General features: G+C 71.4%; 24 protein-coding genes. 19 read left to right on the top strand and 5 right to left on the bottom strand.

Features of this window, described 5'->3' with window-relative positions; translation table 11 throughout:
* Positions 1–96 precede the first annotated feature (96 nt).
* From AB0K03_RS32800 to AB0K03_RS32810, 3 genes are all read left to right on the top strand, one after another.
* A complete protein-coding gene (locus AB0K03_RS32800) occupies positions 97–1,167 on the top strand; it encodes a site-2 protease family protein (RefSeq protein ID WP_364693115.1) in 1,071 nt (356 codons plus the stop codon).
* Positions 1,168–1,185: 18 nt separating this feature from the next.
* Positions 1,186–2,133, top strand: a complete 948-nt coding sequence (locus AB0K03_RS32805) for a tRNA (adenine-N1)-methyltransferase (protein WP_364693044.1) — start codon at positions 1,186–1,188, stop codon at positions 2,131–2,133.
* Between the two features lie 69 nt (positions 2,134–2,202).
* On the top strand, positions 2,203–2,793 hold the full coding sequence (locus AB0K03_RS32810; protein WP_364693047.1) for a hypothetical protein: 591 nt from the start codon (positions 2,203–2,205) through the stop codon (positions 2,791–2,793).
* A 58-nt stretch (positions 2,794–2,851) separates the two neighbouring features.
* Here the strand turns inward: AB0K03_RS32810 and AB0K03_RS32815 are convergent, their stop codons facing one another.
* Positions 2,852–3,139: a ferredoxin gene (locus AB0K03_RS32815; RefSeq protein WP_364693050.1), complete on the bottom strand. Its 288-nt coding sequence runs from the start codon at positions 3,137–3,139 to the stop codon at positions 2,852–2,854.
* Positions 3,140–3,319: 180 nt separating this feature from the next.
* Between AB0K03_RS32815 and arc the strand changes: the two genes are divergently transcribed.
* From arc to prcA, 6 genes are all read left to right on the top strand, one after another.
* Positions 3,320–5,101 carry a proteasome ATPase gene (arc, locus tag AB0K03_RS32820; protein WP_364693053.1) on the top strand — a complete coding sequence of 594 codons (1,782 nt, stop codon included), beginning with the start codon at positions 3,320–3,322 and terminating at the stop codon, positions 5,099–5,101.
* Positions 5,102–5,254: 153 nt separating this feature from the next.
* Entirely contained in the window at positions 5,255–6,772 is a 1,518-nt protein-coding gene (gene dop, locus AB0K03_RS32825) for a depupylase/deamidase Dop (protein WP_364693056.1), read from the top strand.
* Positions 6,773–6,888: 116 nt separating this feature from the next.
* Positions 6,889–7,104, top strand: a complete 216-nt coding sequence (locus AB0K03_RS32830; protein ID WP_023364349.1) for a ubiquitin-like protein Pup — start codon at positions 6,889–6,891, stop codon at positions 7,102–7,104.
* 409 nt (positions 7,105–7,513) lie between these two features.
* Entirely contained in the window at positions 7,514–7,810 is a 297-nt protein-coding gene (locus tag AB0K03_RS32835; RefSeq protein WP_364693059.1) for an endonuclease VII domain-containing protein, read from the top strand.
* The gene (prcB, locus tag AB0K03_RS32840; RefSeq protein ID WP_364693062.1) at positions 7,729–8,568 is read left to right on the top strand and encodes a proteasome subunit beta; all 840 of its coding nucleotides are present in this window, start codon (positions 7,729–7,731) and stop codon (positions 8,566–8,568) included. Before AB0K03_RS32835 ends, prcB begins: the two co-directional genes overlap by 82 nt.
* Before the next feature lie 97 nt (positions 8,569–8,665).
* Positions 8,666–9,499, top strand: coding sequence for a proteasome subunit alpha (gene prcA, locus AB0K03_RS32845; protein WP_364693065.1), 834 nt, complete (start codon positions 8,666–8,668; stop codon positions 9,497–9,499).
* 392 nt (positions 9,500–9,891) lie between these two features.
* On the opposite strand, the gene rfbB is transcribed toward prcA, so the two are convergent.
* A complete protein-coding gene (gene rfbB / locus AB0K03_RS32850; protein WP_364693118.1) occupies positions 9,892–10,866 on the bottom strand; it encodes a dTDP-glucose 4,6-dehydratase in 975 nt (324 codons plus the stop codon).
* 118 nt (positions 10,867–10,984) lie between these two features.
* Here rfbB and pafA point away from each other — a divergent pair, with 118 nt between their 5' ends.
* Positions 10,985–12,343: a Pup--protein ligase gene (pafA, locus tag AB0K03_RS32855; protein ID WP_199512992.1), complete on the top strand. Its 1,359-nt coding sequence runs from the start codon at positions 10,985–10,987 to the stop codon at positions 12,341–12,343.
* A gap of 23 nt (positions 12,344–12,366) precedes the next feature.
* On the top strand, positions 12,367–12,582 hold the full coding sequence (locus AB0K03_RS32860) for a hypothetical protein (RefSeq protein WP_364693068.1): 216 nt from the start codon (positions 12,367–12,369) through the stop codon (positions 12,580–12,582).
* A 190-nt stretch (positions 12,583–12,772) separates the two neighbouring features.
* Here AB0K03_RS32860 and AB0K03_RS32865 read toward each other — a convergent pair whose 3' ends face one another.
* Together AB0K03_RS32865 and AB0K03_RS32870 are read right to left on the bottom strand one after the other, a co-directional pair.
* Positions 12,773–13,858: a DUF3866 family protein gene (locus tag AB0K03_RS32865; protein ID WP_364693071.1), complete on the bottom strand. Its 1,086-nt coding sequence runs from the start codon at positions 13,856–13,858 to the stop codon at positions 12,773–12,775.
* A 10-nt stretch (positions 13,859–13,868) separates the two neighbouring features.
* Positions 13,869–14,852, bottom strand: coding sequence for a cation diffusion facilitator family transporter (locus AB0K03_RS32870; protein WP_364693121.1), 984 nt, complete (start codon positions 14,850–14,852; stop codon positions 13,869–13,871).
* Positions 14,853–15,019: 167 nt separating this feature from the next.
* Here AB0K03_RS32870 and AB0K03_RS32875 point away from each other — a divergent pair, with 167 nt between their 5' ends.
* From AB0K03_RS32875 to AB0K03_RS32905, 7 genes are all read left to right on the top strand, one after another.
* Complete coding sequence (locus AB0K03_RS32875) at positions 15,020–16,015, top strand: WYL domain-containing protein (RefSeq protein WP_364693074.1); 996 nt, start codon at positions 15,020–15,022, stop codon at positions 16,013–16,015.
* A complete protein-coding gene (locus tag AB0K03_RS32880) occupies positions 16,012–16,998 on the top strand; it encodes a YafY family protein (RefSeq protein WP_364693077.1) in 987 nt (328 codons plus the stop codon). The genes AB0K03_RS32875 and AB0K03_RS32880 overlap by 4 nt, the downstream gene beginning before the upstream one ends.
* Before the next feature lie 10 nt (positions 16,999–17,008).
* Positions 17,009–17,299, top strand: coding sequence for a hypothetical protein (locus tag AB0K03_RS32885; protein ID WP_364693080.1), 291 nt, complete (start codon positions 17,009–17,011; stop codon positions 17,297–17,299).
* A gap of 147 nt (positions 17,300–17,446) precedes the next feature.
* The gene (gene tatA, locus AB0K03_RS32890) at positions 17,447–17,788 is read left to right on the top strand and encodes a Sec-independent protein translocase subunit TatA (protein ID WP_364693082.1); all 342 of its coding nucleotides are present in this window, start codon (positions 17,447–17,449) and stop codon (positions 17,786–17,788) included.
* Positions 17,789–17,794: 6 nt separating this feature from the next.
* Positions 17,795–18,757, top strand: a complete 963-nt coding sequence (gene tatC, locus AB0K03_RS32895) for a twin-arginine translocase subunit TatC (RefSeq protein ID WP_364693085.1) — start codon at positions 17,795–17,797, stop codon at positions 18,755–18,757.
* Between the two features lie 26 nt (positions 18,758–18,783).
* Positions 18,784–19,686, top strand: coding sequence for a diacylglycerol kinase family protein (locus AB0K03_RS32900; protein ID WP_364693088.1), 903 nt, complete (start codon positions 18,784–18,786; stop codon positions 19,684–19,686).
* Between the two features lie 71 nt (positions 19,687–19,757).
* Positions 19,758–19,952 (top strand): hypothetical protein, encoded by a 195-nt coding sequence (locus AB0K03_RS32905; RefSeq protein ID WP_364693091.1) that lies wholly within the window; start codon positions 19,758–19,760, stop codon positions 19,950–19,952.
* Positions 19,953–19,997: 45 nt separating this feature from the next.
* Here AB0K03_RS32905 and AB0K03_RS32910 read toward each other — a convergent pair whose 3' ends face one another.
* Positions 19,998–20,744 carry an HAD-IA family hydrolase gene (locus AB0K03_RS32910; RefSeq protein WP_364693094.1) on the bottom strand — a complete coding sequence of 249 codons (747 nt, stop codon included), beginning with the start codon at positions 20,742–20,744 and terminating at the stop codon, positions 19,998–20,000.
* A gap of 86 nt (positions 20,745–20,830) precedes the next feature.
* Between AB0K03_RS32910 and AB0K03_RS32915 the strand changes: the two genes are divergently transcribed.
* On the top strand, positions 20,831–23,611 hold the full coding sequence (locus tag AB0K03_RS32915) for a DEAD/DEAH box helicase (protein ID WP_364693097.1): 2,781 nt from the start codon (positions 20,831–20,833) through the stop codon (positions 23,609–23,611).
* Positions 23,612–23,793: the final 182 nt, after the last annotated feature.

Consider the following 23,793-nt stretch of genomic DNA (forward strand, 5'->3'; position numbering starts at 1 on the left):
GTGGACGACAGCTCGCGGCAGACCCGTCCGGCCCGGCGGCGCGGTGGACGGGTGGTCGGCCGTGTCCTGGGCGTGCCGATCTACGTCAACGCGTCGATGTTGCTGCTGGCTGTGCTGGTCACGGTCGTCTACGGCGGGTACGCGGAGAGCGAACTGGGCCTGGCCGCGCCCTTCGCGTACGCGGTGGGCCTGGGTTTCGTGGTGTGCCTGATGGGTTCGGTGCTGCTGCACGAGCTCGGCCACGCCGTGACCGCCCGGCGGTACGGGATCGGTGTGCGCGGTATCACCCTCGAACTGCTCGGCGGCTGGACCGAGATGGATCGCGACGCCCCGAACCCGCGCGTGGACGCCCTCGTCTCGCTGGCCGGTCCTGCCGTGTCCCTGGTCCTGGGCGGGCTCGCCACCGCCGCCGCGTTCGCGCTGCCCGACCGTACGGTTGCCGGGCAGATCGCCTTCCAGCTGGCCGCGAGCAACGTCATCGTGGCGGTCTTCAACGTGCTGCCCGGCCTGCCGCTCGACGGCGGGCGGGCGTTGCGCGCGGGGATGTGGGCGCTGCTCAAGGATCGGAACCGGGCCACGGAGGTCGCGGGCTGGGCCGGCCGGGGCATCGCGCTGGTGACCGGAAGTGTGGCATTCACCCTGTACCGGCTGAACCTGCTGACGCTGTTCGGCCTCATGTTCATCCTGCTGGTGGTCTTCACGTTGTGGCAGGGCGCCGGGCAGTCGATCCGGCTCGCGCGGATGACGCGGCGGTTCCCCCTGGTCGACCTGGCGACCCTCGCGCGGCCGCTGTTCGCCGTACCGTCGGGAACGTCGATCGCGGAGGCACAACGCCGCGCCGATGCGTCGGAGCTGGAGCGCAAGGGCCTTGCCGTGGCCGATTCCAGCGGGCGCGTCGTCGCGGTGGTGGATGCCGCCGCCGCGGCGGCCGTGCCGGCCGAGCGGCGGCCGTGGGTCTCCGTCGACACCGTCTCGCGCGACCTGGCGCGGCTGCCGGCGATGCGCGTCGGTCTCACCGGCGAGCAGGTGGTCCGGGCCGTGCAGGCACACCCGGGTGCACAGTACGTGGTGACCGCAGGCGAGGATGTCGTCGGCGTGCTGCACGTCGCGGATCTGGCCGAGCTGCTGGAGCCGCGCCGCGCGGTCCGCCGCACCGCCGCGAGGTAGCAGACGAGAGAGGGATCCGTGACCGTTCAAGAGACCACCGTGGCCGCCGACCCCGTGCCCGCGCACCGGGGGCCGTTCCGTGCGGGCGACCGGGTGCAGCTCACCGATCCCAAGAACCGCATGCACACGATCGTCCTGGAGCCGGGCAAGGCCTTCCACACCCACCGCGGCGCGCTGGAGCACGACTCGCTGATCGGGCTGCCCGACGGCAGCGTCGTCACCTCGAGCGGCGGCACCGCATACCTGGCGCTGCGCCCGCTGTTGTCGGACTACGTGCTGTCGATGCCGCGCGGCGCCCAGGTCATCTACCCGAAGGACGCGGCGCAGATCGTCGCCATGGGCGACATCTTCCCCGGCGCGAAGGTTCTGGAGGCCGGCGTCGGCTCCGGCGCGCTCACTTGTTCGCTGCTGCGGGCCGTCGGGGGCAGCGGTGAGCTGCACTCGTACGAGCTGCGCGAGGACTTCGCCGCGATCGCCCGCAAGAACGTCGAGTCGTTCTTCGGCGGCCCGCACCCGGCCTGGCACCTGCACCACGGTGATGTGGCCGGCGCCACCGAGACCGGTTTCGACCGCATCATCCTCGACATGCTCACCCCGTGGGAGGCCCTCGACATGGTCGAGAAGGCGCTCGTGCCCGGCGGGGTCTTCATCGGGTACGTGGCCACGACGCCGCAGTTGTCCGAGCTGGTCGAGGCGTTGCGTGAGCGCGGCGGGTGGACCGAGCCGCGGGCATGGGAGTCGCTCGTCCGGGACTGGCACGCCGAGGGCCTGGCCGTGCGTCCGGACCACCGGATGATCGCGCACACCGCGTTCCTGGTGTCGGCCCGTAAGCTCGCGCCCGGCGTCACCGCCCCGCCGCGCCGGCGCAAACCCAGCAAGGGCGCCGAGGCGTACGCGCTGCGCAGGGCCGCTCAGGCCGCCCTCGCCGCCGAGCGCGCGGAGACGGGCGACGATACCGGGGTGTGACGGGCCGCCGCGGATCCGGTAGTTTCCGTCGCGGATTTGATGGGGCTTGGGAGGGAACCGGTGGGCGCGATGAGTTCTCCGCCGTTCGGGGGCAGCAACGAGATGCCGGCGGTCTTCCCGGACTGGTCGCCGTACGAGGACCTCGACTCGGCCGCCCGGGCCTACCTGCGGGACCCCGAGGTGGCGCTGGACGCGCTCTTCGGGGTGCTGCGCGGGGCGTCGGTGCTGTGTTTCACGCTGGAGCGCTTCGTCAACGAGGTCAACGGCGTGTGGCAGGAGGTCGTCATCTGCGACGGCAGCCGGCTGGTGCTGTGGCACGGCGAGGACGTGGCGCCCGGTGACGGCCCGGTCGGGTCGATGACCTCGTCGCTGCGCGTGGTGCCGCTGTCCACGGTCACCGAGGTCGGGTGCCGGCGGCGGCTGACGCGCACCTCCAGCGGCCAGGCGCGGGTCGACAGCATCGACGTCTACCTGCTGCTGAGCTCGGTCGACGACGCGGTGCCGCCGCCCGGCATGGCCGAGGAGGAGGGCCGGACCGCGCTGCGGCACGACGCGCTGCGCTTCGGCAAGACGCTCGACGACGGCGGTCCGGGGCAAATCGCCCGGTTGGAGGACTTTTCCCGAATAGTCGCATCTTTGGTCGGCCGTCCGACACTGTGACATTTCCCGCTGTCACAGCGGACGGCCGCGCGGCCCGCGCCGGCCCTGCCGAAACCGATCAGTCGGCGTCCGGGCCGGCGACCTCGACGTCGTCGGAACTGCGCACCACGTGGATGCAATCGCCCGGGCACTCCTTCGCCGCGTCGATCACTTCCAGCCGCAGCCGCGCCGGCACGCCGGTGCGCACTCCGGGGTCCTGCAGCAGCTCACCGGTGCTGTCCTTCACGTACGCCAAGCCGTCGACGTCGAACTCGAAGACCTCCGGCGCGTACTGCACGCAGAGCCCGTCACCGGTGCACAGATCCTGATCCACCCAGACCTGCAGTTCGTCAGTCCCGGTCTCCACGGACACCGCACACCTCCCAGAAATAGCCCGGTCCGACGGTACCCGAACCCCCTGACCACCCGGCGCGCCCACCTGACCGAATCGATCAAGGTTCAGTGACGAGGGTGTTGCATGGGTCGAAATCCGGCCCGCAGCGGTTAGTGTTGTCTCAGAACGTTCGAGCCCCCGGGGAGGTGGGACGTGGCACGCAGCGACGAGGCGGATCACCGCGCCGCACGTTGGGAGAAAGAGGCCAACGATCTCTCCAGCCAGGTTGCGTTCCTGCAGGAGGAACTCGCTCTGGTTCGGCGCAAGTTGACCGAAAGCCCCCGACACGTCCGGCAGCTCGAGGAGCGGCTCGCGGCAACGCAGGCGCAGCTCGCCCGGCTGACCGAGAACAACGACCGGCTCGTGGCGACCCTCAAGGAAGCCCGGGCTCAGATCGTCACTCTCAAGGAAGAGATTGACCGCCTCGCCCAGCCGCCCAGCGGCTACGGCGTATTCCTGGCCGCCCACGAGGACGGCACCGTCGATGTCTTCACCGGTGGCCGCAAGCTCCGTGTCGCCGTGTCCCCGAGCCTCGAGGTCGAGGAGCTCAACCGGGGACAGGAGGTCCTGCTCAACGACGCGCTCAACGTGGTCGACGCGTTCGGCTACGAGCGGGTCGGCGAGGTCGTCCTGCTCAAGGAGGTCCTCGCCGGTCCCGGCGGCGCCCCGGGCGACCGCGCCCTGGTCGTCTCGCACGCCGACGAGGAACGGATCGTCCACCTGGCCGATTCACTGCAGGTGTCCGCGCTGCGGGCCGGCGACTCGCTCATGATCGAGCCGCGCTCGGCGTACGCGTACGAGCGCATCCCGAAGAGCGAGGTCGAAGAGCTCGTCCTGGAGGAAGTGCCCGACGTCGACTACTCCGACATCGGCGGTCTGCACTCGCAGATCGAGCAGATCCGCGACGCGGTGGAGCTGCCGTTCCTGCACGCCGACCTGTTCCGCGAGCACCAGCTGCGCCCGCCGAAGGGCATCCTGCTCTACGGCCCGCCCGGCTGCGGCAAGACCCTGATCGCCAAGGCGGTCGCCAACTCGCTGGCGAAGAAGATCGCCGAGCGGCGCGGCGAGGAGAAGCACACCAGCTACTTCCTCAACATCAAGGGTCCCGAGCTGCTCAACAAGTACGTGGGTGAGACCGAGCGGCACATCCGCCTGGTCTTCCAGCGGGCCCGGGAGAAGGCCGGCGAGGGCACGCCGGTCATCGTCTTCTTCGACGAGATGGACTCCATCTTCCGGACCCGTGGCTCCGGCGTCTCCTCCGACGTCGAGAACACCATCGTCCCGCAGCTGCTCAGCGAAATCGACGGCGTCGAGGGCCTGGAGAACGTCATCGTCATCGGCGCCTCCAACCGGGAAGACATGATCGACCCGGCCATCCTGCGGCCCGGCCGCCTCGACGTGAAGATCAAGATCGAGCGCCCGGACGCGGAGGCGGCGAAGGACATCTTCGCCAAGTACATCCTCCCCGGCCTGCCGCTCAGCGAGGACGACCTGGCCGAGCACGGCGGCGACGCCGACGTGACGGTCGCGGCCATGATCGAGGCGGTCGTGCTCCGGATGTACACGGAGACCGAGGAGAACCGCTTCCTCGAGGTCACCTACGCCAACGGTGACAAGGAAGTCCTGTACTTCAAGGACTTCAACTCGGGCGCGATGATCCAGAACATCGTCGACCGCGGCAAGAAGATGGCCATCAAGGAGTTCCTCACCTCCGGCAAGAAGGGGCTGCGCCTGCAGCACCTGCTCGACAGCTGTGTCGACGAGTTCCGCGAGAACGAGGACCTGCCCAACACCACCAACCCCGACGACTGGGCCCGCATCTCCGGCAAGAAGGGCGAGCGGATCGTCTACATCCGTACGCTCGTCTCCGGCGGCAAGGGCGCCGAGGCCGGCCGCTCCATCGAGACGGCCAGCAACACCGGTCAATACCTGTAGCGAGCAACCCACGGCACGGGCGGAGGGCTCTCCCTCCGCCCGTGCTGTCTCTACTCAGAGTGCTTTCCCCGGCACGGCCCGGGGCGATAACCGATACCGGAGCGTCTAGGCTCGATACATGGGCAACGGCAGCACAGCGGGCGGAGTGGTCGCATGAGCGTTCGGCGGATTATGGGCACCGAGGTCGAGTACGGCATTTCCGTGCCCGGGCAGCCCGGCGCCAACCCGATGGTCACGTCCTCCCAGGTCGTCAACGCCTACGGCGCCCGGCCCGAGCTCAACCGGGGTGGCCGCGCCCGCTGGGACTACGAGGAGGAGTCGCCGCTGCGCGACGCCCGCGGCTTCACGTATTCCGGGGCCGCCTACGACCCGGCGGATGCCCTCGCCGACGAGGATCTCGGCCTCGCCAACGTGATACTGACCAACGGCGCCCGGCTCTACGTCGACCACGCCCACCCCGAGTACAGCACCCCCGAATGCACCAACCCCCTCGACATCGTCCGCTGGGACAAGGCCGGCGAGCGCGTCATGGCGGAGGCCTCCCGGCGCGCCGCGACCATCCCCGGCACCCACCGCATCCAGCTCTACAAGAACAACACCGACAACAAGGGCGCCTCGTACGGCTCGCACGAGAACTACCTCATGCGCCGGCAGACCCCGTTCGCGGACATCGTCGCCCACCTGACACCGTTCTTCGTCACCCGGCAGATCGTCGTCGGCGCCGGCCGCGTCGGCATCGGGCAGGACGGCTCCGGCTCCGGCTTCCAGATCTCCTCGCGCGCCGACTTCTTCGAGGTGGAGGTCGGCCTCGAGACCACCCTCAAGCGGCCGATCATCAACACCCGCGACGAGCCCCACTCGGACGCCGACAAATACCGCCGCCTGCACGTCATCATCGGCGACGCGAACCTCTCCGAGATCTCCACGTACCTGAAGATGGGCACGACCGCCCTGATCCTCAACATGATCGAGGAGAAGGTCTTCAGCGGCGACCTCGGCGTGGCCGACCCGGTCTCCGAGCTCAAGGCGGTCAGCCATGACCCCTCGCTCAAGCACCTCATGCGCCTGCGTGACGGCCGCCGGCTCACCGCGCTCGACCTGCAGTGGGCGTACTACGAGCGCGCCAAGGCCTTCGTGGACGAACGCTACGGCGACGACGTCGACGAGCAGACCGCCGACGTCCTGCGCCGCTGGGAGGAGATCCTCACCAAGCTCGGCGACGACCCGATGTCCTGCTCCGACCAGCTCGACTGGGTCGCCAAGCTGCGCCTGCTCGAGGGCTACCGGGAACGTGAGAACCTCGCCTGGTCGTCCCCCAAGCTGCAGCTCGTCGACCTGCAGTACTCCGACGTCCGGCCGGAGAAGGGCCTCTACCACCGCCTGGTGGCCCGAGGCTCGATGAAGACCCTCCTCGACGCCGAGGAGACCCGTCGCGCGATGGTGGAGCCGCCCGAGGACACCCGGGCGTACTTCCGCGGCCAGTGCCTCGCCCGGTACGCGTCCGAAGTGGTCGCGGCCAGCTGGGACTCGGTCATCTTCGACGTCGGCCGCGAGTCCCTCGTCCGGGTCCCGATGATGGAACCCGAGCGGGGCACCAAGAAGCACGTCGGGGCCCTGTTCGACAAGTGCGACACGGCCAAGGACCTGCTCGAGGTGATCACGAGCCGCTGAGCGACCTCGCGAGGCTTCGCCGGCAGCGAAACACGCGACCGCGCAGGCCTTTTCGTCGTACCCGCGAGGTAGGTTTTTCCCAACCCGAACCAGTTGGGTCTTGAAGGGGGACAGGGATGGCAACGCGAGACACCGGCGGTCAGTCGCAGTCCGGCAAGGGAAAGCGCGACGAGGAGATCGAGGACGTCACCACCGAGGCCAACCCGGAGGTAGCCGAGCGGCACGCCGAGATCACCGAGGACGTCGACGACCTGCTCGACGAAATCGACTCGGTCCTCGAGGAGAACGCCGAGGAATTCGTCAGAGGCTATGTACAAAAAGGCGGAGAATAGCACTTAAAGGGCAAACCGGACATGCCGCGGAAGTCCGACGATCGTGAGGGCCAGCGGATTTGCCGTGACTGTGGCGAGTGGAAGCCGTTGGAGCAGTTCTGCGCGAATAGCAAGCGTCCGAGCGGGCGCGGAAGCTACTGCAAGGACTGCTTCAACGTTAGGTCCCGCGTCAGTTATGCCAAGAGCATGCGGGCACGGCACGGTCGAGATGTGCGCCCGGTCCGTGCCGTGGCAGAAGGCTACCGGGCGTGCCCCGATTGCGGCCTCGTCAAGCCCTTGGGCGACTTCCCCCGCAACCGTGCCGACAGCACCGGCTACGCGAGCTACTGCAAGCCATGCCACAACACGCGTGGCAAGGAGTCGAGAACCCGCCTCTACGGCGGCTCGCGGGAGTATCACCTGCGGCGGTATGGGATCGGGCAGCTTGAGTTCGACGGGCTGCTGGCCGCGCAGGGGGGGTGTCTGTGCGATCTGTGGCGGAGACGATCCTCAACACCTCGACCACGATCATCGCACCGGCGAGGTGCGCGGGATATTGTGCTTCAACTGCAACGGCGGTCTGGGGCAGTTCCGGGACGACCCGGTGCTCCTGGCCGACGCGATCGCATATCTGAAAGGAACCACGTGGCAGCGGGCTTTGATCCATCCGGGCGTCTTCCAGATGTGTTCACCAACGCGGGGACGTCATCCTTCACGCAGTTCCTGACCCAGGCCGCCCCCGAGTTGCTGCCGGGACGCCGGCCGCTGCCGCCGGGGCTGTCGGCCGACATCGCGCCGCACGCCACCACGATCGTCGCCATCGCCACCGCCGAGGGTGTCGTGATGGCCGGGGACCGGCGTGCCACCATGGGCAACCTCATCGCCAGCCGGGACATCGAGAAGGTGCACCCGGCGGATGCGTATTCGCTGATCGGCATCGCCGGCACCGCGGGTATCGGCATCGAGCTGATGCGGCTGTTCCAGGTGGAGCTGGAGCACTACGAGAAGATCGAGGGGACGATGCTGTCCCTCGACGGTAAGGCCAACCGGCTGGCCTCGATGGTGCGCGGCAACCTCGGCGCGGCCATGCAGGGCCTGGCCGTGGTGCCGCTGTTCGCCGGGTACGACCTGGCGCCGGCCGACCCGGCTCGCGCCGGGCGCATCTTCAGCTTCGACGTCGCGGGCGGGCTCTACGAGGAGACCGGCTTCGACGCGATCGGCTCGGGCTCGCTGTTCGCCAAGTCCGCTCTGAAGAAGAAGTACCGCGCCGGTGTCGGCACGCAGGACGCCATCCGGCTCGCCGTCGAGGCGCTGTACGACGCCGCGGACGACGACACGGCGACCGGCGGCCCCGACGTGACCCGCAAGATCTACCCGGTGGTGATGACGGCGACGGCGGAGGGCACGCACCGGCTCACCGACGCCGAGATCACCGCGGTGGCCGAGGCAGTGGTCGCCGGACGGATGGAGAACCCGGGCGGCTGAGCCGCGCGGTTCCGCCGCACCCTCCCGTCGTCGGCACGCCCGCCGGGGCGGCCGACCCCCGGTCCACGACATCCGGTCATCGAAGGAGTAGCCACCCGTGGCCATGCAGTTCTACGCCTCACCCGAGCAGGTCCAGCGGGACCGCTCGGAGTACGCCCGCAAGGGCATCGCCCGCGGCCGCTCCGCCGTCGTGCTCACGTACGAGGGCGGCATCCTGCTGGTCGCCGAGAACCTCACCTCGCTGCGCAAGATCAGCGAGTTGTACGACAGGATCGGTTTCGCGGCCGTCGGCCGTTACAACGAGTTCGAGAGCCTGCGTCGCGCCGGCGTGCGCATGGCGGACATCAACGGCCTGCAGTTCGACCGCCGGGACGTGACGGGCCGCGCGCTGGCGAACGCGTACACGCAGACGCTCGGCGCGATCTTCTCCGAGACGCAGAAGCCGTACGAGGTGGAGATCTGCGTGGCGCAGGTCGGCTCGTCGCCCGAGACGGACGAGCTGTACCGGATCACGTACGACGGCTCGGTGATGGACGAGCCCGGTTTCATGGCGATGGGCGGCTCGGCCGAGGCCATCTCCACCGTCCTCAAGGAACGTCACGACGTCACCGCGGACCTGCCCACCGCGCTCGCGCTGGCGGTCAAGGGCCTCGGCTCGGTCGGCGGCGAGAACGGCGCCGAGCGTGAGCTGGACGCTTCCCGTCTCGAGGTCGCGGTTCTGGACCGGCGCCGCAAGGGCCGCACGTTCCGCCGCATCAGCGGCGCTGCGCTGGAGTCCCTGCTGGCCGGCGGCAAGGACCAGCCGGCGGACGAATCGGCCACCGCCCAGGGCGACTCCGCGCCGCCCGCCCCGGCCGAGGAGAAGCCGACCGTGTCGGCCGCGTCGGTGGACACGGAAGGCGTGCCGGAAGAGGGCGACGACAAGTCCTGACGGGCGACGCTCCGGGTGCGTCGCCGGCGAGTGACGCACCCGCGAGCCGGCCGGCTGTCCGGTGGGTCTGTCCGGCTGGTGGGCCGGGTGTCTGGCGGGCCAGGTGTCTGGCGGGCCGGGTGTTCGGCGGGCCGGTGGGTCTGGTCGGCTGGCGGGCCGGGTGCGCTCGGCGGCCGGAAGGGCCGGGGGCGCTGGTGCGGCCGGGCCGGTTGTCCGGTGGGCCTGGCCGACTGGCGGGCCGCGTGTCCGGCGGGTTGCCTGGTTGCCCGGGTGCGCTCGGTGGCCGGGAAGGACCGGGTTGCCGGCGGGCCGGTCTCGCTGGCGCGTGCGCTCGGTGGTCAGAAGGCCCGAGTGCTGGGCCACCACGCCGCCGGCCACGGGGAGCGGGGTGGTCAGTCGATGACCAGGGGCCGCCACCAGTCCGGGTTGTCGCGGTACCACTGGACCGTCTCGGCCAGCCCCTCGCGGAAGTCGACCTGCGGGCGGTAGCCGAGTTCCTCGCGGATGCGGGTGTCGTCGAGGGCGTACCGGCGGTCGTGGCCCTTGCGGTCCTCGACGTGGTGGACCTGGTCCCAGCCGGCGCCGCAGGCCTCCAGGAGCAGCTCTGTCAGGTCTCGGTTGGTCAGTTCCTCGTTGCCGCCGATGTGGTAGATCTCGCCGGGTCGCCCCTGCTGCAGGACCAGGGCCGTGCCGCGGCAGTGGTCGGCGACGTGGATCCAGTCGCGGACCTGGCCGCCGTCGCCGTAGAGGGGGACCGGGCGGCCTTCCAGCAGGTTCGTCACGAAGCGGGGGATCAGTTTCTCCGGGTGCTGGTACGGGCCGTAGTTGTTGGCGCACCGTGTCACCGTCACCGGGAGACCGTGCGTCCGGTGGTAGGCGAGCGCCACGAGGTCCGAGCCGGCCTTGGTCGCCGCGTACGGGGAGTTGGGGGCCAGCGGCGCCGTTTCCGTCCAGGAGCCCGACTCGATCGAGCCGTAGACCTCGTCCGTGGAGACGTGCAGGAACTTCTGCACGCCGTGCCGCAGTGCCGCGTCGAGCAGGACCTGGGTGCCGACCACGTTGGTCGTGGCGAACTCCGCCGCCTCCTGGATCGAGCGGTCGACGTGCGATTCCGCCGCGAAGTGGACGACGTGGTCGTGTTTTCTCAGCACCGAGTCGACGAGGGCCGCGTCGCAGATGTCGCCGGGGACGAAGTCGAGGCGTTTGCTCTCCGCGACGGGACCGAGGTTGGCGAAGTTCCCGGCGTACGTGAGCTTGTCGAGGACCGTGACCCGCGCGCCCTCCAAGCCCGGCAGTTCGTCGCGGAGCACGCCGCGGGTGAAGCTGGACCCGATGAAGCCGGCGCCGCCGGTGATCAGAAGATTCATCAAGTCGGCAGTGTATCCGCAGGTCGGGGGCCTGTGGCCTGGGAAGACCACGCAGTGCTGCGGTGAAAGGGCGCGTTGTCACTGCCGTTCAATGCCGTTCTGCGGCTAGTGTTTCGTCATGGAACGGCGAATTTTCGGCCTCGAAACCGAGTACGGAGTCACGTGCACCTACCGGGGGCAGCGGCGGCTGTCTCCGGACGAGGTGGCCCGCTACCTGTTCCGCCGAGTGGTGTCCTGGGGACGCAGCAGCAACGTCTTTCTCCGCAACGGCGCCCGCCTCTACCTCGACGTCGGTTCCCACCCCGAGTACGCGACCCCCGAGTGCGACAGCGTCACCGATCTCGTCGCCCACGATCGCGCCGGTGAGCGCATCCTGGAAGGCCTGCTGGTCGACGCCGAGAAGCGGCTGCACGACGAGGGGATCGCCGGGGAGATCTACCTGTTCAAGAACAACACCGACTCGGCCGGGAACTCGTACGGGTGCCACGAGAACTATCTCGTGTCCCGTCACGGCGAGTTCGGCCGCCTCGCCGACGTCCTCATCCCGTTCCTGGTCACCCGGCAGCTGATCTGCGGCGCGGGCAAGGTCCTGCAGACGCCGCGGGGTGCGGTGTTCTGCCTCTCGCAGCGCGCCGAGCACATCTGGGAAGGCGTCTCCAGCGCCACCACCCGCAGCCGGCCCATCATCAACACCCGCGACGAGCCGCACGCCGACGCGGAGCGCTACCGGCGGCTGCACGTCATCGTCGGCGACTCGAACATGAACGAGGTCACCACGCTGCTCAAGGTCGGCAGCGCCGACATCGTGCTGCGGATGATCGAGGCCGGCGTGGTGATGCGCGACCTGTCGCTGGAGAACCCGATCCGGGCGATCCGGGAGGTCAGCCACGACGTCACCGGCCGCCGCAAGATCCGGCTGGCGAACAACAAGGAGGTCAGCGCCCTCGAGATCCAGCAGGAGTATCTCGCCAAGGCCACCGAGTTCGTCGAGCGGCGCGGCGGTGACCAGACCGCCAAGCGGGTCGTCGAGCTGTGGGGGCGGGTGCTGTCGGCGATCGAGAGCGGCGACCTCGACCCGGTGTCGCGCGAGATCGACTGGGTGTCGAAGTACAAGCTGATCGAGCGGTACCAGGCCAAGCACGAGATCCCGATGTCGCACCCGCGGATCGCCCAGCTGGACCTGGCGTACCACGACGTGCGCCGCGGCCGCGGCCTGTACGCGCTGATGGAGAAGCGCAAGCAGGTCGACCGCATCTCCAACGACCTCGAGATCTTCGAGGCGAAGGAGACGCCGCCGCAGACCACCCGGGCCCGGCTGCGCGGCGAGTTCATCCGGCACGCCCAGGAGAAGCGGCGCGACTTCACCGTCGACTGGGTGCACCTCAAGCTCAACGACCAGGCGCAGCGCACGGTGCTGTGCAAGGACCCGTTCCGGGCGTACGACGAACGGGTCGAGCGGCTCATCGCCAGCATGTGACGAGGGGTTAGGCTGGTCGGGCCATGACGACGCACGAGCCCGGCCAGCAGCCGCTCCCGGAGAAGAACGCGCGCAGCCTCGACGACATCCTGCGGGCGCGCGCCGAGCGCCGCCGTGAGCGGCTCCGCAGCGAGCTCGCCCGCAACCGCAAGGGCGACCACCTGGTCCCTACGTGGGTGATGGCGGTGGGTGTCGCCGCGATGCTGCTGGCCTGGGCCTGGCTGATCTTCTCGTCCTGACCGCGGGGCCGGGCCGCCGGGCGCGGGAAGCAGCGCCGCGACCGCGCCGCGGGCCGAAGGCGCGCCACCGCGCCACCGCGCCACCGCGCCACCGCGCCACCGCGCCACCGCGCCACCGCGCCGCGGGCCGAAGGCGCGCCACCGCGCCACTCGCCGAAGACCGGCGGGCGCGGGGGAGGGCGGGCCACGGTCAGGGTGCCAGCAGGGACGCCGCGTGCCGGCCGGCCACGGCCGCCGTGACGAAGTAGGCGTGGTCCTCGGCCAGGCCGCGGCCCATGGTCGACAGCTTCACCGGGCTGTCCAGCAGCGCCGCGTCGAGGCCGTGCGTCGCGACCTCCACGATCCGGTGCAGCGTCGTCAGCGGCGCGAGCGCGTCGGTGACCTCCTTCGCCAGGTCGGCCGCCAGGTCGTCGGGGACCGGCAGGTCGGCGGGCACGAGCGCCACTTTCCCGTACGCGGTGAGGCTGTGGTGGGACAGGCCGCGGTGGCGGGGCCGGGCGTCGCCGTCGGAGATGCGCAGCGAGCCCACGGGGCGGCCGCCGAGCGCGACGACGGCGTTGACCGCCTCGCCGAGGGCCACGCCGGAGAAGCCCCAGGTCGTGCCCGTGCCGAGGTTGCCGGGGCCCTGCGCGACGATCGTCACGTCGGCGTCGAGGACGTGCCGGGCCGCGAGCAGCCCGGTGTGGACGGTGCTCGCCTCCAGGTCGCCGCCGAACGCCTGGCCGGTGGTGACCGTGCCGGCGAGGTGGTCGCGGAGGCCGTCGAGGGTGCGGGAGAACCAGGCGGGGAGTGCGCCGCCGTCGGTCATCACGTACGCGACGCGTGCGTCGGGCCGGTCGGCGTGGATGCCGGCGAGGATCGCGGGCAGCGCGGAGTGCAGGTCCGCGGTGACCACGGGCATGTCGTCGAGGGTCTCGGCCGAGGCCATCACCGCGCGGTGCGGGGAGGCCTCCTCGTCGACGCCGAGCCGGATGGTCTGCAGCGGCGTGTAACGGGCCTTGACCAGGTGGCCGGCGTCGCGGGTGGTGCCGTCGTCGGCGGGGTCCGGGGGCAGCCGGTCGGGCAGGGCCACGACCAGCGCGTACCCGCCCGTGCCCAGGCCCATGACCAGCGCGCCCACGTTGAGCAGGACGCGGTCGCCGGGTTCCGGGGCTCCGGTCAGATCCGGGTACGCGAGCGCCTTCAGCGGGCCGTCGTCGGTGGCGACCTCGAGCTCGACGGCTCCGCGCCACTGTCGCCGTACCGAAGAAACCGTTCCTGACCGCCAGCGCACCATGGCGGCGACCCTATATGTCCACCCCGCCGTCGCGGTGGTTGAGGCCCGCACGCCCGCGCGTCGGGTCGAGGAAGACGTACCGGATGCCCGGGTAGCGGGCCCGCAGCCGCCGTTCGGCCTCGTCGGAGGCCTCCTCGATCTGGCCGCCGGTGATGTGGTCCTCGAAGTCGACCTTCGCCGCGACGAGGATCTCGCCGGGCCCGAGCTGCATGGTCAGCAGGGTCGGCACGGCGGTCACGACGTCGAGCGAGGCCAGGTCGTCGGCGATCTGGTTGTGCATCCGGCGCGGCACCGCGCGGCCGACCAGCAGCGACACGTTGGCGCGCGCGAGCACCGTGGCGACCACGAGCAGCAGCAGGCCGATGAGGATGGAGGCGACGCCGTCCCACGTCTCGGAGCCGGTCAGCTGCGCCAGCCCGATGCCGCCGGCGGCGAGCAGCAGGCCGATCAGCGCGGCGGAGTCCTCGAAGTAGACGGCCTTGACGGTGGTGTCGGAGGTGAGGCGCAGGTAGCGGCGCTTGCTGATGCCCCAGCGCTGCGATTCCCCCTTCACCTGCCGCTGCGCCTTCAGCCAGGAGGTGCCCTCGGCGACGAACGAGACCGCCAGGACGATGTACGAGATCAGGTAGTGGCCGCTGTGCTCGCCGCTGATGATCGTCGTGACGCCGTGGTAGATGGAGAACCCGGCGCCGCCGATGAAGGTGAACAGCGCGGCGATGAAGGCCCAGACGAAGCTCTCCTTGCCGTACCCGAAGGGGTGTTCCTCGTCGGCGGGCTTGCCGCCGCGGCGCAGCGCGACGAACAGGAAGACCTCGGTGACCGTGTCGGCCAGCGAGTGGGCGGACTCCGACAGCATCGCGGCGGAGCCGGAGATGAGGCCGGCGACGAACTTGGCGGCGGCGATGACCAGGTTGGCCAGCCCGGCGACGATGACCGTGCCGACGCTCTCGTTCTCGCCCTCGCCGTCGGAGCCGGGCTCCGCGGGGGCGGGCAGCGGGCCCGCGGCGGCGAGCCCGACGGGGGCGTCGGGGAGGTCGTCGCGGGGGACGTCGGTGCGGGGAGAGTCGGTCACCCGAGCAGTTTTCCCCTTGTCGGATACAGATAACCGTCCGCGGCCCGCGGATGCCGCCACATCCGCGCTGGGCTGCTAGCGTTTCGGTCGTGTCGCGGACCCGTACCGAGCGCCTGGTGAACCTGGTGATCTGTCTGCTGTCCACGCGACGGTTCCTGACCGCCGCGCAGATCGCCGCGACCGTGCCCGGGTACGAGCACGACCCGGAGGATCCGCGCGACCACGAGGCGTTCCAGCGCAAGTTCGAACGCGACAAGGCCGAGCTGCGTGAGCTGGGCGTGCCGCTCGAGACGGGCCTGGCGAGCGCCTTCGACACCGAGCACGGCTACCGGATCGCCCACCGCGAGTACGCGCTGCCCGACATCCCGCTCGAGCCCGACGAGGCCGCCGCCGTGGGTATCGCCGCGCGGCTGTGGCAGCACGCCGGTCTCGCGGCCGCCGCGTCGTCCGGGCTGGCCAAGCTGCGCGCCGCCGGCGTCGAGGTGGACCCGCAGGCGACGTTGGGGGTCGAGCCGGTGGTGACCGTCGACCCGGCGTTCGGCCCGCTGACCGCTGCGGCGCGGGCCCGGCGCGCCGTGACGTTCTCGTACCGCGTACCGGAGGTGGACGAGCCCTCCACCCGGCGGCTGCAACCCTGGGGCGTGGTGTGCTGGCAGGGCCGCTGGTACGTCGTCGGCCACGACCGCGACCGCGACGCGACCCGCTGTTTCCGGCTGTCGCGCATCGTCGGCTCGGTCCGCGCGGTCGGTCCCGAGGGCGCGTTCACACCACCGGCCGACGTCGACCTGATCAGCCACGTGGCCCGCTGGTCGGGCCCGACCGAGCGCACCGGCCGTGCCGGTGTCATGGTGCGTCCCGGGCGCGCCGCGGGGCTGCGCCGGCTGGCCGTGGAGACGGTGCCCGGGCCCGACGGCGACCGGCTGACCATCCCGTACTCCGACGTCGAGTGGCTGGCCTCGCGGCTGGTCGGCTACGGCGCCGACGTGCGCGCCGACGCCCCGCCGGAGCTGCGGGAGGCCGTGATCCAGCAGCTCAAGGAGGTCGTCGCCCGGCACGAGCCGGCCGCCGCCGGAGCGGTGCCGTGACCCCGCAGCAGCGCACCCCCGCCGGCCGGGCGTCCGCGGACCGGCTGGGGCGGCTGCTCAACCTCGTGCCGTACCTGCTGGCCCGGCCGGGCATCGCGGTGGCCGAGGCCGCCGCCGACTTCCGGATCAGCGAGCGCCAGCTGCGCGAGGACCTGGAGCTGCTGTGGGTGTGCGGGCTGCCCGGGTACGGGCCCGGCGACCTGATCGACATGGCGCTCGACGGCGACCGGGTGACGATCACCTACGACGCGGGCATCGACCGGCCGCTGCGGCTCAACCCGGACGAGGCGCTCGCACTGGTCGTGGCGCTGCGAATGCTCGCCGAGACGCCCGGCATCGGGTCCCGCGACGCCATCGAGCGGGCGCTGGCCAAGATCGAGAACGCCGCCGGTGACCTCGCCGACGCGCCGGTGGCCGTCCGGCTGCCCGCCAATACGCAGCGCGTGGACGCCATCCGCGGCATCGTGGAGCGCCGCCGCGCCATGCGCATCACCTACTACACGCCCGCGCGCGACGAGACCACCGAGCGGATCGTCGACCCCATGCGGGTGCTGATGGTCGGCAACCGGGCGTACCTGGAGGCGTGGTGCCGGCGCGCGGAGGCCACCCGGCTGTTCCGCCTCGACCGCATCGACGCCTTCACCGAACTGGACGAGCCGGCCGTCCCGCCGGCCCGCGCGGTGCCGCACGACGTGACCGACGGCGTGTTCCACCCGGGCCAGGACCTGCCGCTGGTCACCGTGCGCGTGGGGCGGGGCAGCCGCTGGATCACCGAGTACTACCCGTGCGAAGAAGTGCGCCGTGACGGCGACGAGTGGGTCGTGACGATGCGGGTCACCGACCTGGGCTGGGCGCAGCGGCTCCTGCTCGGCCTCGGCTCCGACGTCACCGTTGTGGGGCCGGCCGCGCTGGTCGAGCGCATCCGCGAGCAGGCCACGCTGGCGCTGGACCAGTACGCGGCACCCGCGACCGGTAACGCCTAGAGTGTCCGCCATGGTGTTGTGGATCGTGATCGGCGTCGTCGTGCTCGGGCTCGTCGTCCTCGCGGCGGCGATGATGACCGTGGCGGGCCGGCTGTCGGCGCTCGACCGGGCGATGCGGCGGCTGCTGCTGCGCCGCGAGCAGGCTGAGAAGCTGCAGGCCGGTGCGGCGAGGCTGGAGCGGTCGGTGGCCGAGCTGCAGGAGCGGGCCACCATCGCCCAGGAGCAGGTCGCCATCATCAAGGCCGGCCGCGGCAAGCCGTACGGTAAACACTCTTCACAGAGGGCCGCCCTGCCGTGGTAGCGTGCGGCGTTCCCGGCGCGTTGTCCGAAAATTCCTCGGACAGGCGCCCAAACAAACAGGTCCGGCAGGGGTCACTCGCCGCAACCACACGTACGATGGACCCCGCACCCTCCTGAAGCACCCTGATCCAACCGACTGGAGTTTCCCATGGGCGCCCTCAAGCCATGGCACATCGCCATCTTCGTTGTCGTGCTCGTGCTGTTGTTCGGCGCGAAGCGCCTGCCGGACGCCGCACGGTCCCTGGGCCGGTCGTTGCGGATCATCAAGGCCGAGACGAAGGGCCTCGTGGACGACGACAACAACGTCGCCGAGAAGGCGGAGCCGCAGTTCTCGCACCAGCCGCTGCCGCCGAACGCCGCTCAGCAGGGCTACCCGCAGCAGGGCTACCAGCAGGGTTACCAGCAGCAGCCCGGTCAGCCGTACCAGCAGCCGCAGCAGCCGCCGGCCCAGCCGTACGTCGACCCCGTGCAGCGCACCAACGACCGCTGACGCACCATGGCCATCTCCCTGCGCCGTCAGGGGCCGACCAAGTTCCAGCAGGCCGCCGACGGCTCGATGACGCTGATCGAGCACGTCCGGGAGTTGCGTAACCGCCTCTTCTGGGCGTCGCTCGGCATCATCGCCGGCCTCATCGTCGGCTTCATCATCTCCGGCTGGGTCTTCGACATCCTGCGCGAGCCGTACTGCTCGCTGGACAGCTCCTGGATCGTCAACTCCAAGGGCGAGCGGGTCTGCAACTTCGTCGTGCTCGGCGTCGTCGACCCGCTCATCGTCAAGCTGAAGATCGCGCTGTGGGTCGGCCTGATCGTCGGCTCACCGGTCTGGATGTTTCAGCTGTGGGCGTTCATCGCCCCGGGCCTGCACCGGCACGAACGTAAGTGGGCGTACGTCTTCGTCAGCATCGCGGCCCCGCTGTTCGTCGGCGGCGTCACGCTGGCCTACTTCGTCGTCAAGCACAGCCTGGCGTTCATCCAGGAAGCCGGCATTCTGGGCGTGACGACGCAGCTGGAGGTCGGCGCGTATGTCGGTTTCGTGACGAACATGCTGCTGATCTTCGGGGCGGCGTTCGAGTTCCCCCTGATCCTGCTCATGCTCAACTTCACCGGCGTGGTGACCGCGAAGCGGCTGCTGAGCTGGTGGCGGATCGTGGTGTTCCTGTCGTTCGGGTTCGCGGCGATCGCCACGCCCGACCCGGGGCCGTTCGGCATGACGCTGCTGGCGGCGTGCATGACGCTGCTCTACCTGATCGCGGTCGGCGTGGCGGCGATCAACGACCGGCGCAAGGGCCGCGGCAAGGAGATCTACGCCGACCTCGACGACGACGAGATCTCGCCGCTCGAGGAGGAACGCGTCCCGGTGGGCGTGTCCGACCGGGTCGACGCGCCCACCCCGGTGGACGCTCCGGCGCCCGTGGCGAAACCGTTGCCGCTGGAGAGCCGCTTCGACGACATGACGTGACCCGCCTGCCGGTACATTCGGCGGCTGTGAGCGGCAGAGACGACATCGCGGTGCTGGCCAACCCCCAGGCGGGGCATGGCCGGCACCGCGGTCTGCTTCCCGGGGTGATCGATCGGCTCGGCGCCGGCGGGCGGGCCGTACGGCTACTCGCCGCGCCGAGCGCCGAGGACGCCGAGAAGGCGTGTCACCGGGCCGTCGCCGAGGGCGCCGGGGCGCTGGTCGCGGTCGGCGGGGACGGCACCCTGCACCGGGCGCTGCAGGCCGTGGCGGGCACGACTGTGGGCTTCGGTGTGGTTCCCGCCGGCACCGGGAACGACTTCGCGGCCGCTGTGGGCGTACCGCCGGATCCGCTGCGGGCCGCGGAGGCGATCGCCGCCGCCCTGCGCGACGGGCGGGACCACCCGGTGGATCTTGCCCGGGCGACCACCGCGGAGGGCGACGTGCGCTGGTACGCGGCGGTCCTGGCCGCCGGGTTCGACGCGGTCGTCAACGAGCGCGCCAACCGGATGCGGTGGCCGCGCGGCCCGCGCCGCTACGACCTCGCGATCATGCTCGAGATGGCGCGGCTGCGGGCGCGGCCCTACACGCTGGAGATCGACGGCGCCGACCACAGCTTCACCGGGGTGCTCGTCGCGGTCGGCAACTGCCCCAGCTACGGCGGTGGCATGCGGATCTGCCCGGACGCCGACCCCGCCGACGGCCTGCTCGACGTCGTCATCGCCGGGCAGCTCGGGCGGGGCGCCCTCGTCCGGCTCAAGCCGCGCCTGCGCCGCGGCACCCACGTCACCGACCCGCGCGTGCACAGCTTCCGGGCCCGGCGCGTGCGCATCGACGCGCCCGGCATCGTCGGGTACGCCGACGGCGAGCGGATCGCCGCGCTGCCGCTGGACATCGGCTGCGAGCCGGGAGCCGTACGGTTGCTGCTCTGACCACGGTGTCAGCGGCTGCCGCGGCACGCCGAACGGGAAAGGGTAGGCGGCGTCATCCTCGAGGAGGCAGCATGTCGGTCGGGTCGCTCAGCTCCAGCGTGCTCTCGCAGGCGTACCTCGGTTCCGCGGACGCCACGGCTGCGAAGAAGGCCCCGGAGGCCGCCGGCGAGGCGACGATCGCCGACCACGTGGCGGCGGCCGACGAGCAGCAGCCGATCCGCAGCGCGTCCGCCACGCTGGGCACGCTGGTCGACACGTACCTCTGAAGCCTTGCCCTCGCGCGGCGCCTTGAGCTTGGGTCGCGCTCTCGGTCAGCTTGCGCAGCCGGCCAGGGCGAGGGTTGCGCCCAGGCCGTTGGGCCGGCCCGGCTCGGCCGCCGGCAGCACCAGCGCCGCGCAGCCGGCCTGCACCGCGCCCGCGTCGGCCGGCGTGTCGCCGACCATCAGCGTGCGCTCCGGGTCCACCCCCAGCATGCCGCAGGCCCGCAGGAAGATCGCCGGGTCCGGCTTGGTGCGGCCGATCTCGTACGAGAGCGCGTACGCGTCCACGAGCTCCGCCAGGCCCCACGCGGCGAAGTGCGGGCGGATGTCGAAGCCGATGTTGCTGACCACGCCCACCTTGATGCCCGCGTCGTGCAGGATCCGCAGGGTGGGTTCGGTGTCCGCGTACGGCAGCCAGCCCGCCGGGTCGAGCCCGCGGTCGTACAGGGCGTCGGCCAGGCCCTCCACGTCGGTGGCGACGGTGGCCGCCAGGCCCGTGTAGGCGGCGCGGTGGCTGTGTTCGTACAGGTCACGGTCGGCCCAGTGCTCCGCGAGGTGGATCGGCACCCGGCGCGGCACCGGGCCGCCGGCGCGTCCGGCGGTGACCAGCCGGTCGGCCAGGATCGTCGCCTTCCCCCGGTCCAGCGCGGCGCCGCAGGCCGCGGCGGCGGCCGTCACCCAGGCGACCGGGTCCTCGACCTGGGCCAGCGTGCCGTGGAAGTCGAAGAGCACGGCGTCGACCTGGCGGCGCGACGGGGAAGCGGTCGATTCGGCGGCATCCGTCACGCCGAGCACCATACCCAGCCGCCGCGACGGCCCCGTCGGCAACCGCCCGGCGAGCCATCACCGTCGTTGTGTCAGACCCACGCATTAGCCTTGTGGTCATGACGAGCCCCGCCGAACGTTATGCGGAGTCGAAGAGGCGGGCGGCCCACGTGGCCGAGTTCCCGGCCCTCGACGACTTCATGCTGGACGTCGGCTTCGACCTGGACGATTTCCAACGGCAGGCCTGCGAGGCCCTGGAGCGTGGCAGCGGCGTGCTGGTGTGCGCGCCCACCGGCGCCGGCAAGACCGTGGTCGGCGAGTTCGCGGTGCACCTCGCGCTGCGCGCCGACGGGTCCGGCATCCGGCGCAAGTGCTTCTACACGACCCCGATCAAGGCGCTGTCCAACCAGAAGTACCACGACCTCGTGGAACGCTACGGCGCCGAGCACGTCGGCCTGCTGACCGGCGACAACGCCATCAACGGCGACGCGCCCGTGGTGGTGATGACCACCGAGGTGCTGCGCAACATGCTCTACTCGGGCTCGGCGAGTTTGCAGGGCCTGGCGTATGTGGTGATGGACGAGGTGCACTACCTCGCCGACCGGTTCCGCGGCGCGGTCTGGGAAGAGGTGATCATCCACCTTCCCGCTTCGGTGACATTGGTCTCCCTCTCCGCCACGGTCAGCAACTACGAGGAGTTCGCCGACTGGCTGGTGACCGTGCGCGGCCAGACCGAGGTGGTGGTCAGCGAGCACCGGCCCGTGCCGCTGTGGCAGCACATGCTCGTCGGCCGGCGCATGTTCGACCTGTTCCACGACGCCGACGCGGCCCGCAAGCACGACGTGCACCCGGAGCTGCTGCGCTACACCCGCGAGATGCTGCGCCGGCTCGAGCTGACCGACCGCGCCGCGGGTCCCGGGTGGCAGGGCCGCGGCGGCCGGCCCCGCCGGTGGCAGGGGCCGCCGCGTGCCGAGGTGGTCGACCGGCTCGACCGCGCCGGGCTGCTGCCCGCGATCCTGTTCATCTTCAGCCGCGCCGGCTGCGACGCCGCCGTGCAGCAGTGCCTCGCCGGCGGGCTTCGCCTGACCGGGCCCGAGGAGCGCGCGGAGATCCGCGAGATCGCCCAGGCGAAGGTCGCGAGCATCCCCGCCGAGGACCTGTCGGTGCTGGGCTACTGGGAATGGCTCGACGGCCTCGAGCGGGGCGTGGCAGCCCACCACGCGGGCATGCTGCCCGCGTTCAAGGAGGCCGTGGAGGAGTGCTTCGTGCGTGGCCTGGTCAAGGCCGTGTTCGCCACGGAGACGCTCGCGCTGGGCATCAACATGCCGGCCCGGTGCGTGGTGCTGGAACGCCTGGTCAAGTTCAACGGCGAGGCCCATGTGGACCTCACGCCGGGGGAGTACACGCAGCTCACCGGCCGGGCCGGGCGGCGCGGCATCGACGTCGAGGGCCACGCCGTCGTGCTGTGGAGCCCCGAGGTCGACCCGCGGCACGTCGCCGGCCTCGCCTCCACCCGGACGTACCCGCTGCGTTCGAGCTTCCGGCCGTCGTACAACATGGCCGTCAACCTCGTCGGCTCCGTGGGCGCGGAGAAGTCGCGTGACCTGCTCGAGTCGTCGTTCGCGCAGTTCCAGGCGGACCGGTCGGTGGTCGGCCTGGCGCGGCAGGTGCAGCGCAACGTCGACACCATGCAGACGTACGGGCAGGACGCCACCTGCCACCACGGCGACTTCGACGAGTATTTCGGCATCCGCGTCGCGATCGCCGACCGGGAGAAGGCGCTGGCCCGCCAGGGCGCGTCGCAGCGCCGGGCGGCGGCGGTGTCGTCGCTGGAGAAGCTGCGCGTCGGCGACGTCATCCGGGTGCCGCAGGGCCGCCGCGCCGGGCTGGCCGTGGTGCTGGAGCCGCCGACCGGCGGGTTCGGTGAGCCGCGCCCGCTGGTGCTCACCCAGGACCGCTGGGCCGGCCGGGTCAGCCCGGCGGACTTCCCCGGCCCGGTCGACGTTCTCGACCGCATCCGTGTGCCCAAGCACTTCAACCCCCGCTCGCCCGCCGCCCGCCGCGACCTCGCCGCCTCCGTCAGCGCCACCGGGCTGGACCGGCACGAGCGCGCCGGCGGCCGCCGCGGGCGCAACCGCGGGGCTCCCGGCGAGGACCCGGAGATCGCGCTGCTCAAGGTGCAGCTGCGTCAGCATCCGTGCCACGCCTGCCCCGACCGCGAGGAACACGCCCGCTGGGCGGAACGCCGGCACCGGCTGCAGCGCGACACCGACGCGCTGCGCGACAAGGTCGCCGGGCGTACGGGATCGCTGGCCCGCACGTTCGACGAGGTCTGCGCGGTGCTGACCGAACGCGGCTACCTCTCCCCGGACGGCGAGGTCACCGACGCGGGCCGGATGCTCGGCCGCATCTGGACGGAGGCGGACCTGCTCGTCGCGGAATGCCTGCGCCGGGGCGTCTGGGAAGGGCTCGCCCCCGAGGAGCTGGCAGCGGCCGTGTCCATGGTCCTGTACGAGTCCCGCCGCGAAGGCGACGAGCGCGCCTCGGTGCCCAAGGGCGCCACCACGGCGGCCGTCGACGCCTGCCAGAAGCTGTGGGCGGAGATCGAGTCCCAGGAGGCGGCGCACGGGCTGTCGCTCACCCGGGAACCCGACGCGGGCTTCGTCTGGCCGATCTACCGCTGGGCGCGAGGCGAGCCGCTGGCCCGGGTGCTGGCGAGCGGGCACAACTACGAGTCGGACATGCCGGCCGGGGACTTCGTGCGCTGGGCCCGGCAGGTGCTGGACCTGCTCGCGCAGCTGAAGGACGCGTCGTCGGCGTCGCCGGGCGTGCGGGAGACGGCGCGCAAGGCGATGGGGGCGATCAACCGGGGGGTGCTGGCCTACCAGACCGCGCTGTGACCCCGGACCGGTCGCGCTGCGGCCGGGCCGGGCTTGGTGCGGGCCCGGCCGTGCGGTGGGTCGCGTTCGGCCGCGCCTCGGTCGCGGCGGCTTTGCGGGCGTGCGGGCTGCGTGCGGGCGTGCGGGCTGCGTGCGGGCGTGCGGGCTGCGTGCGGGCGTGCGGGCTGCGTGCGGGCGTGCGG

The organism is Actinoplanes sp. NPDC049316 (assembly GCF_040677315.1).
In the GTDB taxonomy this organism is placed as follows: domain Bacteria; phylum Actinomycetota; class Actinomycetes; order Mycobacteriales; family Micromonosporaceae; genus Actinoplanes.

What these genes read in the sequence shown, in the direction of transcription:
- AB0K03_RS32905 (WP_364693091.1), top strand. Translation starts at nt 19,758, where the DNA reads ATGTCGGTCGGGTCGCTCAGCTCCAGCGTGCTCTCGCAGGCGTACCTC.
- dop (WP_364693056.1), top strand. Translation starts at nt 5,255, where the DNA reads ATGAGCGTTCGGCGGATTATGGGCACCGAGGTCGAGTACGGCATTTCC.
- AB0K03_RS32865 (WP_364693071.1), bottom strand. Translation starts at nt 13,858, where the DNA reads ATGGTGCGCTGGCGGTCAGGAACGGTTTCTTCGGTACGGCGACAGTGG.
- AB0K03_RS32810 (WP_364693047.1), top strand. Translation starts at nt 2,203, where the DNA reads ATGAGTTCTCCGCCGTTCGGGGGCAGCAACGAGATGCCGGCGGTCTTC.
- AB0K03_RS32835 (WP_364693059.1), top strand. Translation starts at nt 7,514, where the DNA reads ATGGGATCGGGCAGCTTGAGTTCGACGGGCTGCTGGCCGCGCAGGGGG.
- AB0K03_RS32910 (WP_364693094.1), bottom strand. Translation starts at nt 20,744, where the DNA reads ATGGTGCTCGGCGTGACGGATGCCGCCGAATCGACCGCTTCCCCGTCG.
- AB0K03_RS32800 (WP_364693115.1), top strand. Translation starts at nt 97, where the DNA reads ATGTTGCTGCTGGCTGTGCTGGTCACGGTCGTCTACGGCGGGTACGCG.
- tatA (WP_364693082.1), top strand. Translation starts at nt 17,447, where the DNA reads ATGGGCGCCCTCAAGCCATGGCACATCGCCATCTTCGTTGTCGTGCTC.
- pafA (WP_199512992.1), top strand. Translation starts at nt 10,985, where the DNA reads ATGGAACGGCGAATTTTCGGCCTCGAAACCGAGTACGGAGTCACGTGC.
- AB0K03_RS32830 (WP_023364349.1), top strand. Translation starts at nt 6,889, where the DNA reads ATGGCAACGCGAGACACCGGCGGTCAGTCGCAGTCCGGCAAGGGAAAG.
- AB0K03_RS32885 (WP_364693080.1), top strand. Translation starts at nt 17,009, where the DNA reads ATGGTGTTGTGGATCGTGATCGGCGTCGTCGTGCTCGGGCTCGTCGTC.
- AB0K03_RS32860 (WP_364693068.1), top strand. Translation starts at nt 12,367, where the DNA reads ATGACGACGCACGAGCCCGGCCAGCAGCCGCTCCCGGAGAAGAACGCG.
- tatC (WP_364693085.1), top strand. Translation starts at nt 17,795, where the DNA reads ATGGCCATCTCCCTGCGCCGTCAGGGGCCGACCAAGTTCCAGCAGGCC.
- AB0K03_RS32915 (WP_364693097.1), top strand. Translation starts at nt 20,831, where the DNA reads ATGACGAGCCCCGCCGAACGTTATGCGGAGTCGAAGAGGCGGGCGGCC.
- rfbB (WP_364693118.1), bottom strand. Translation starts at nt 10,866, where the DNA reads ATGAATCTTCTGATCACCGGCGGCGCCGGCTTCATCGGGTCCAGCTTC.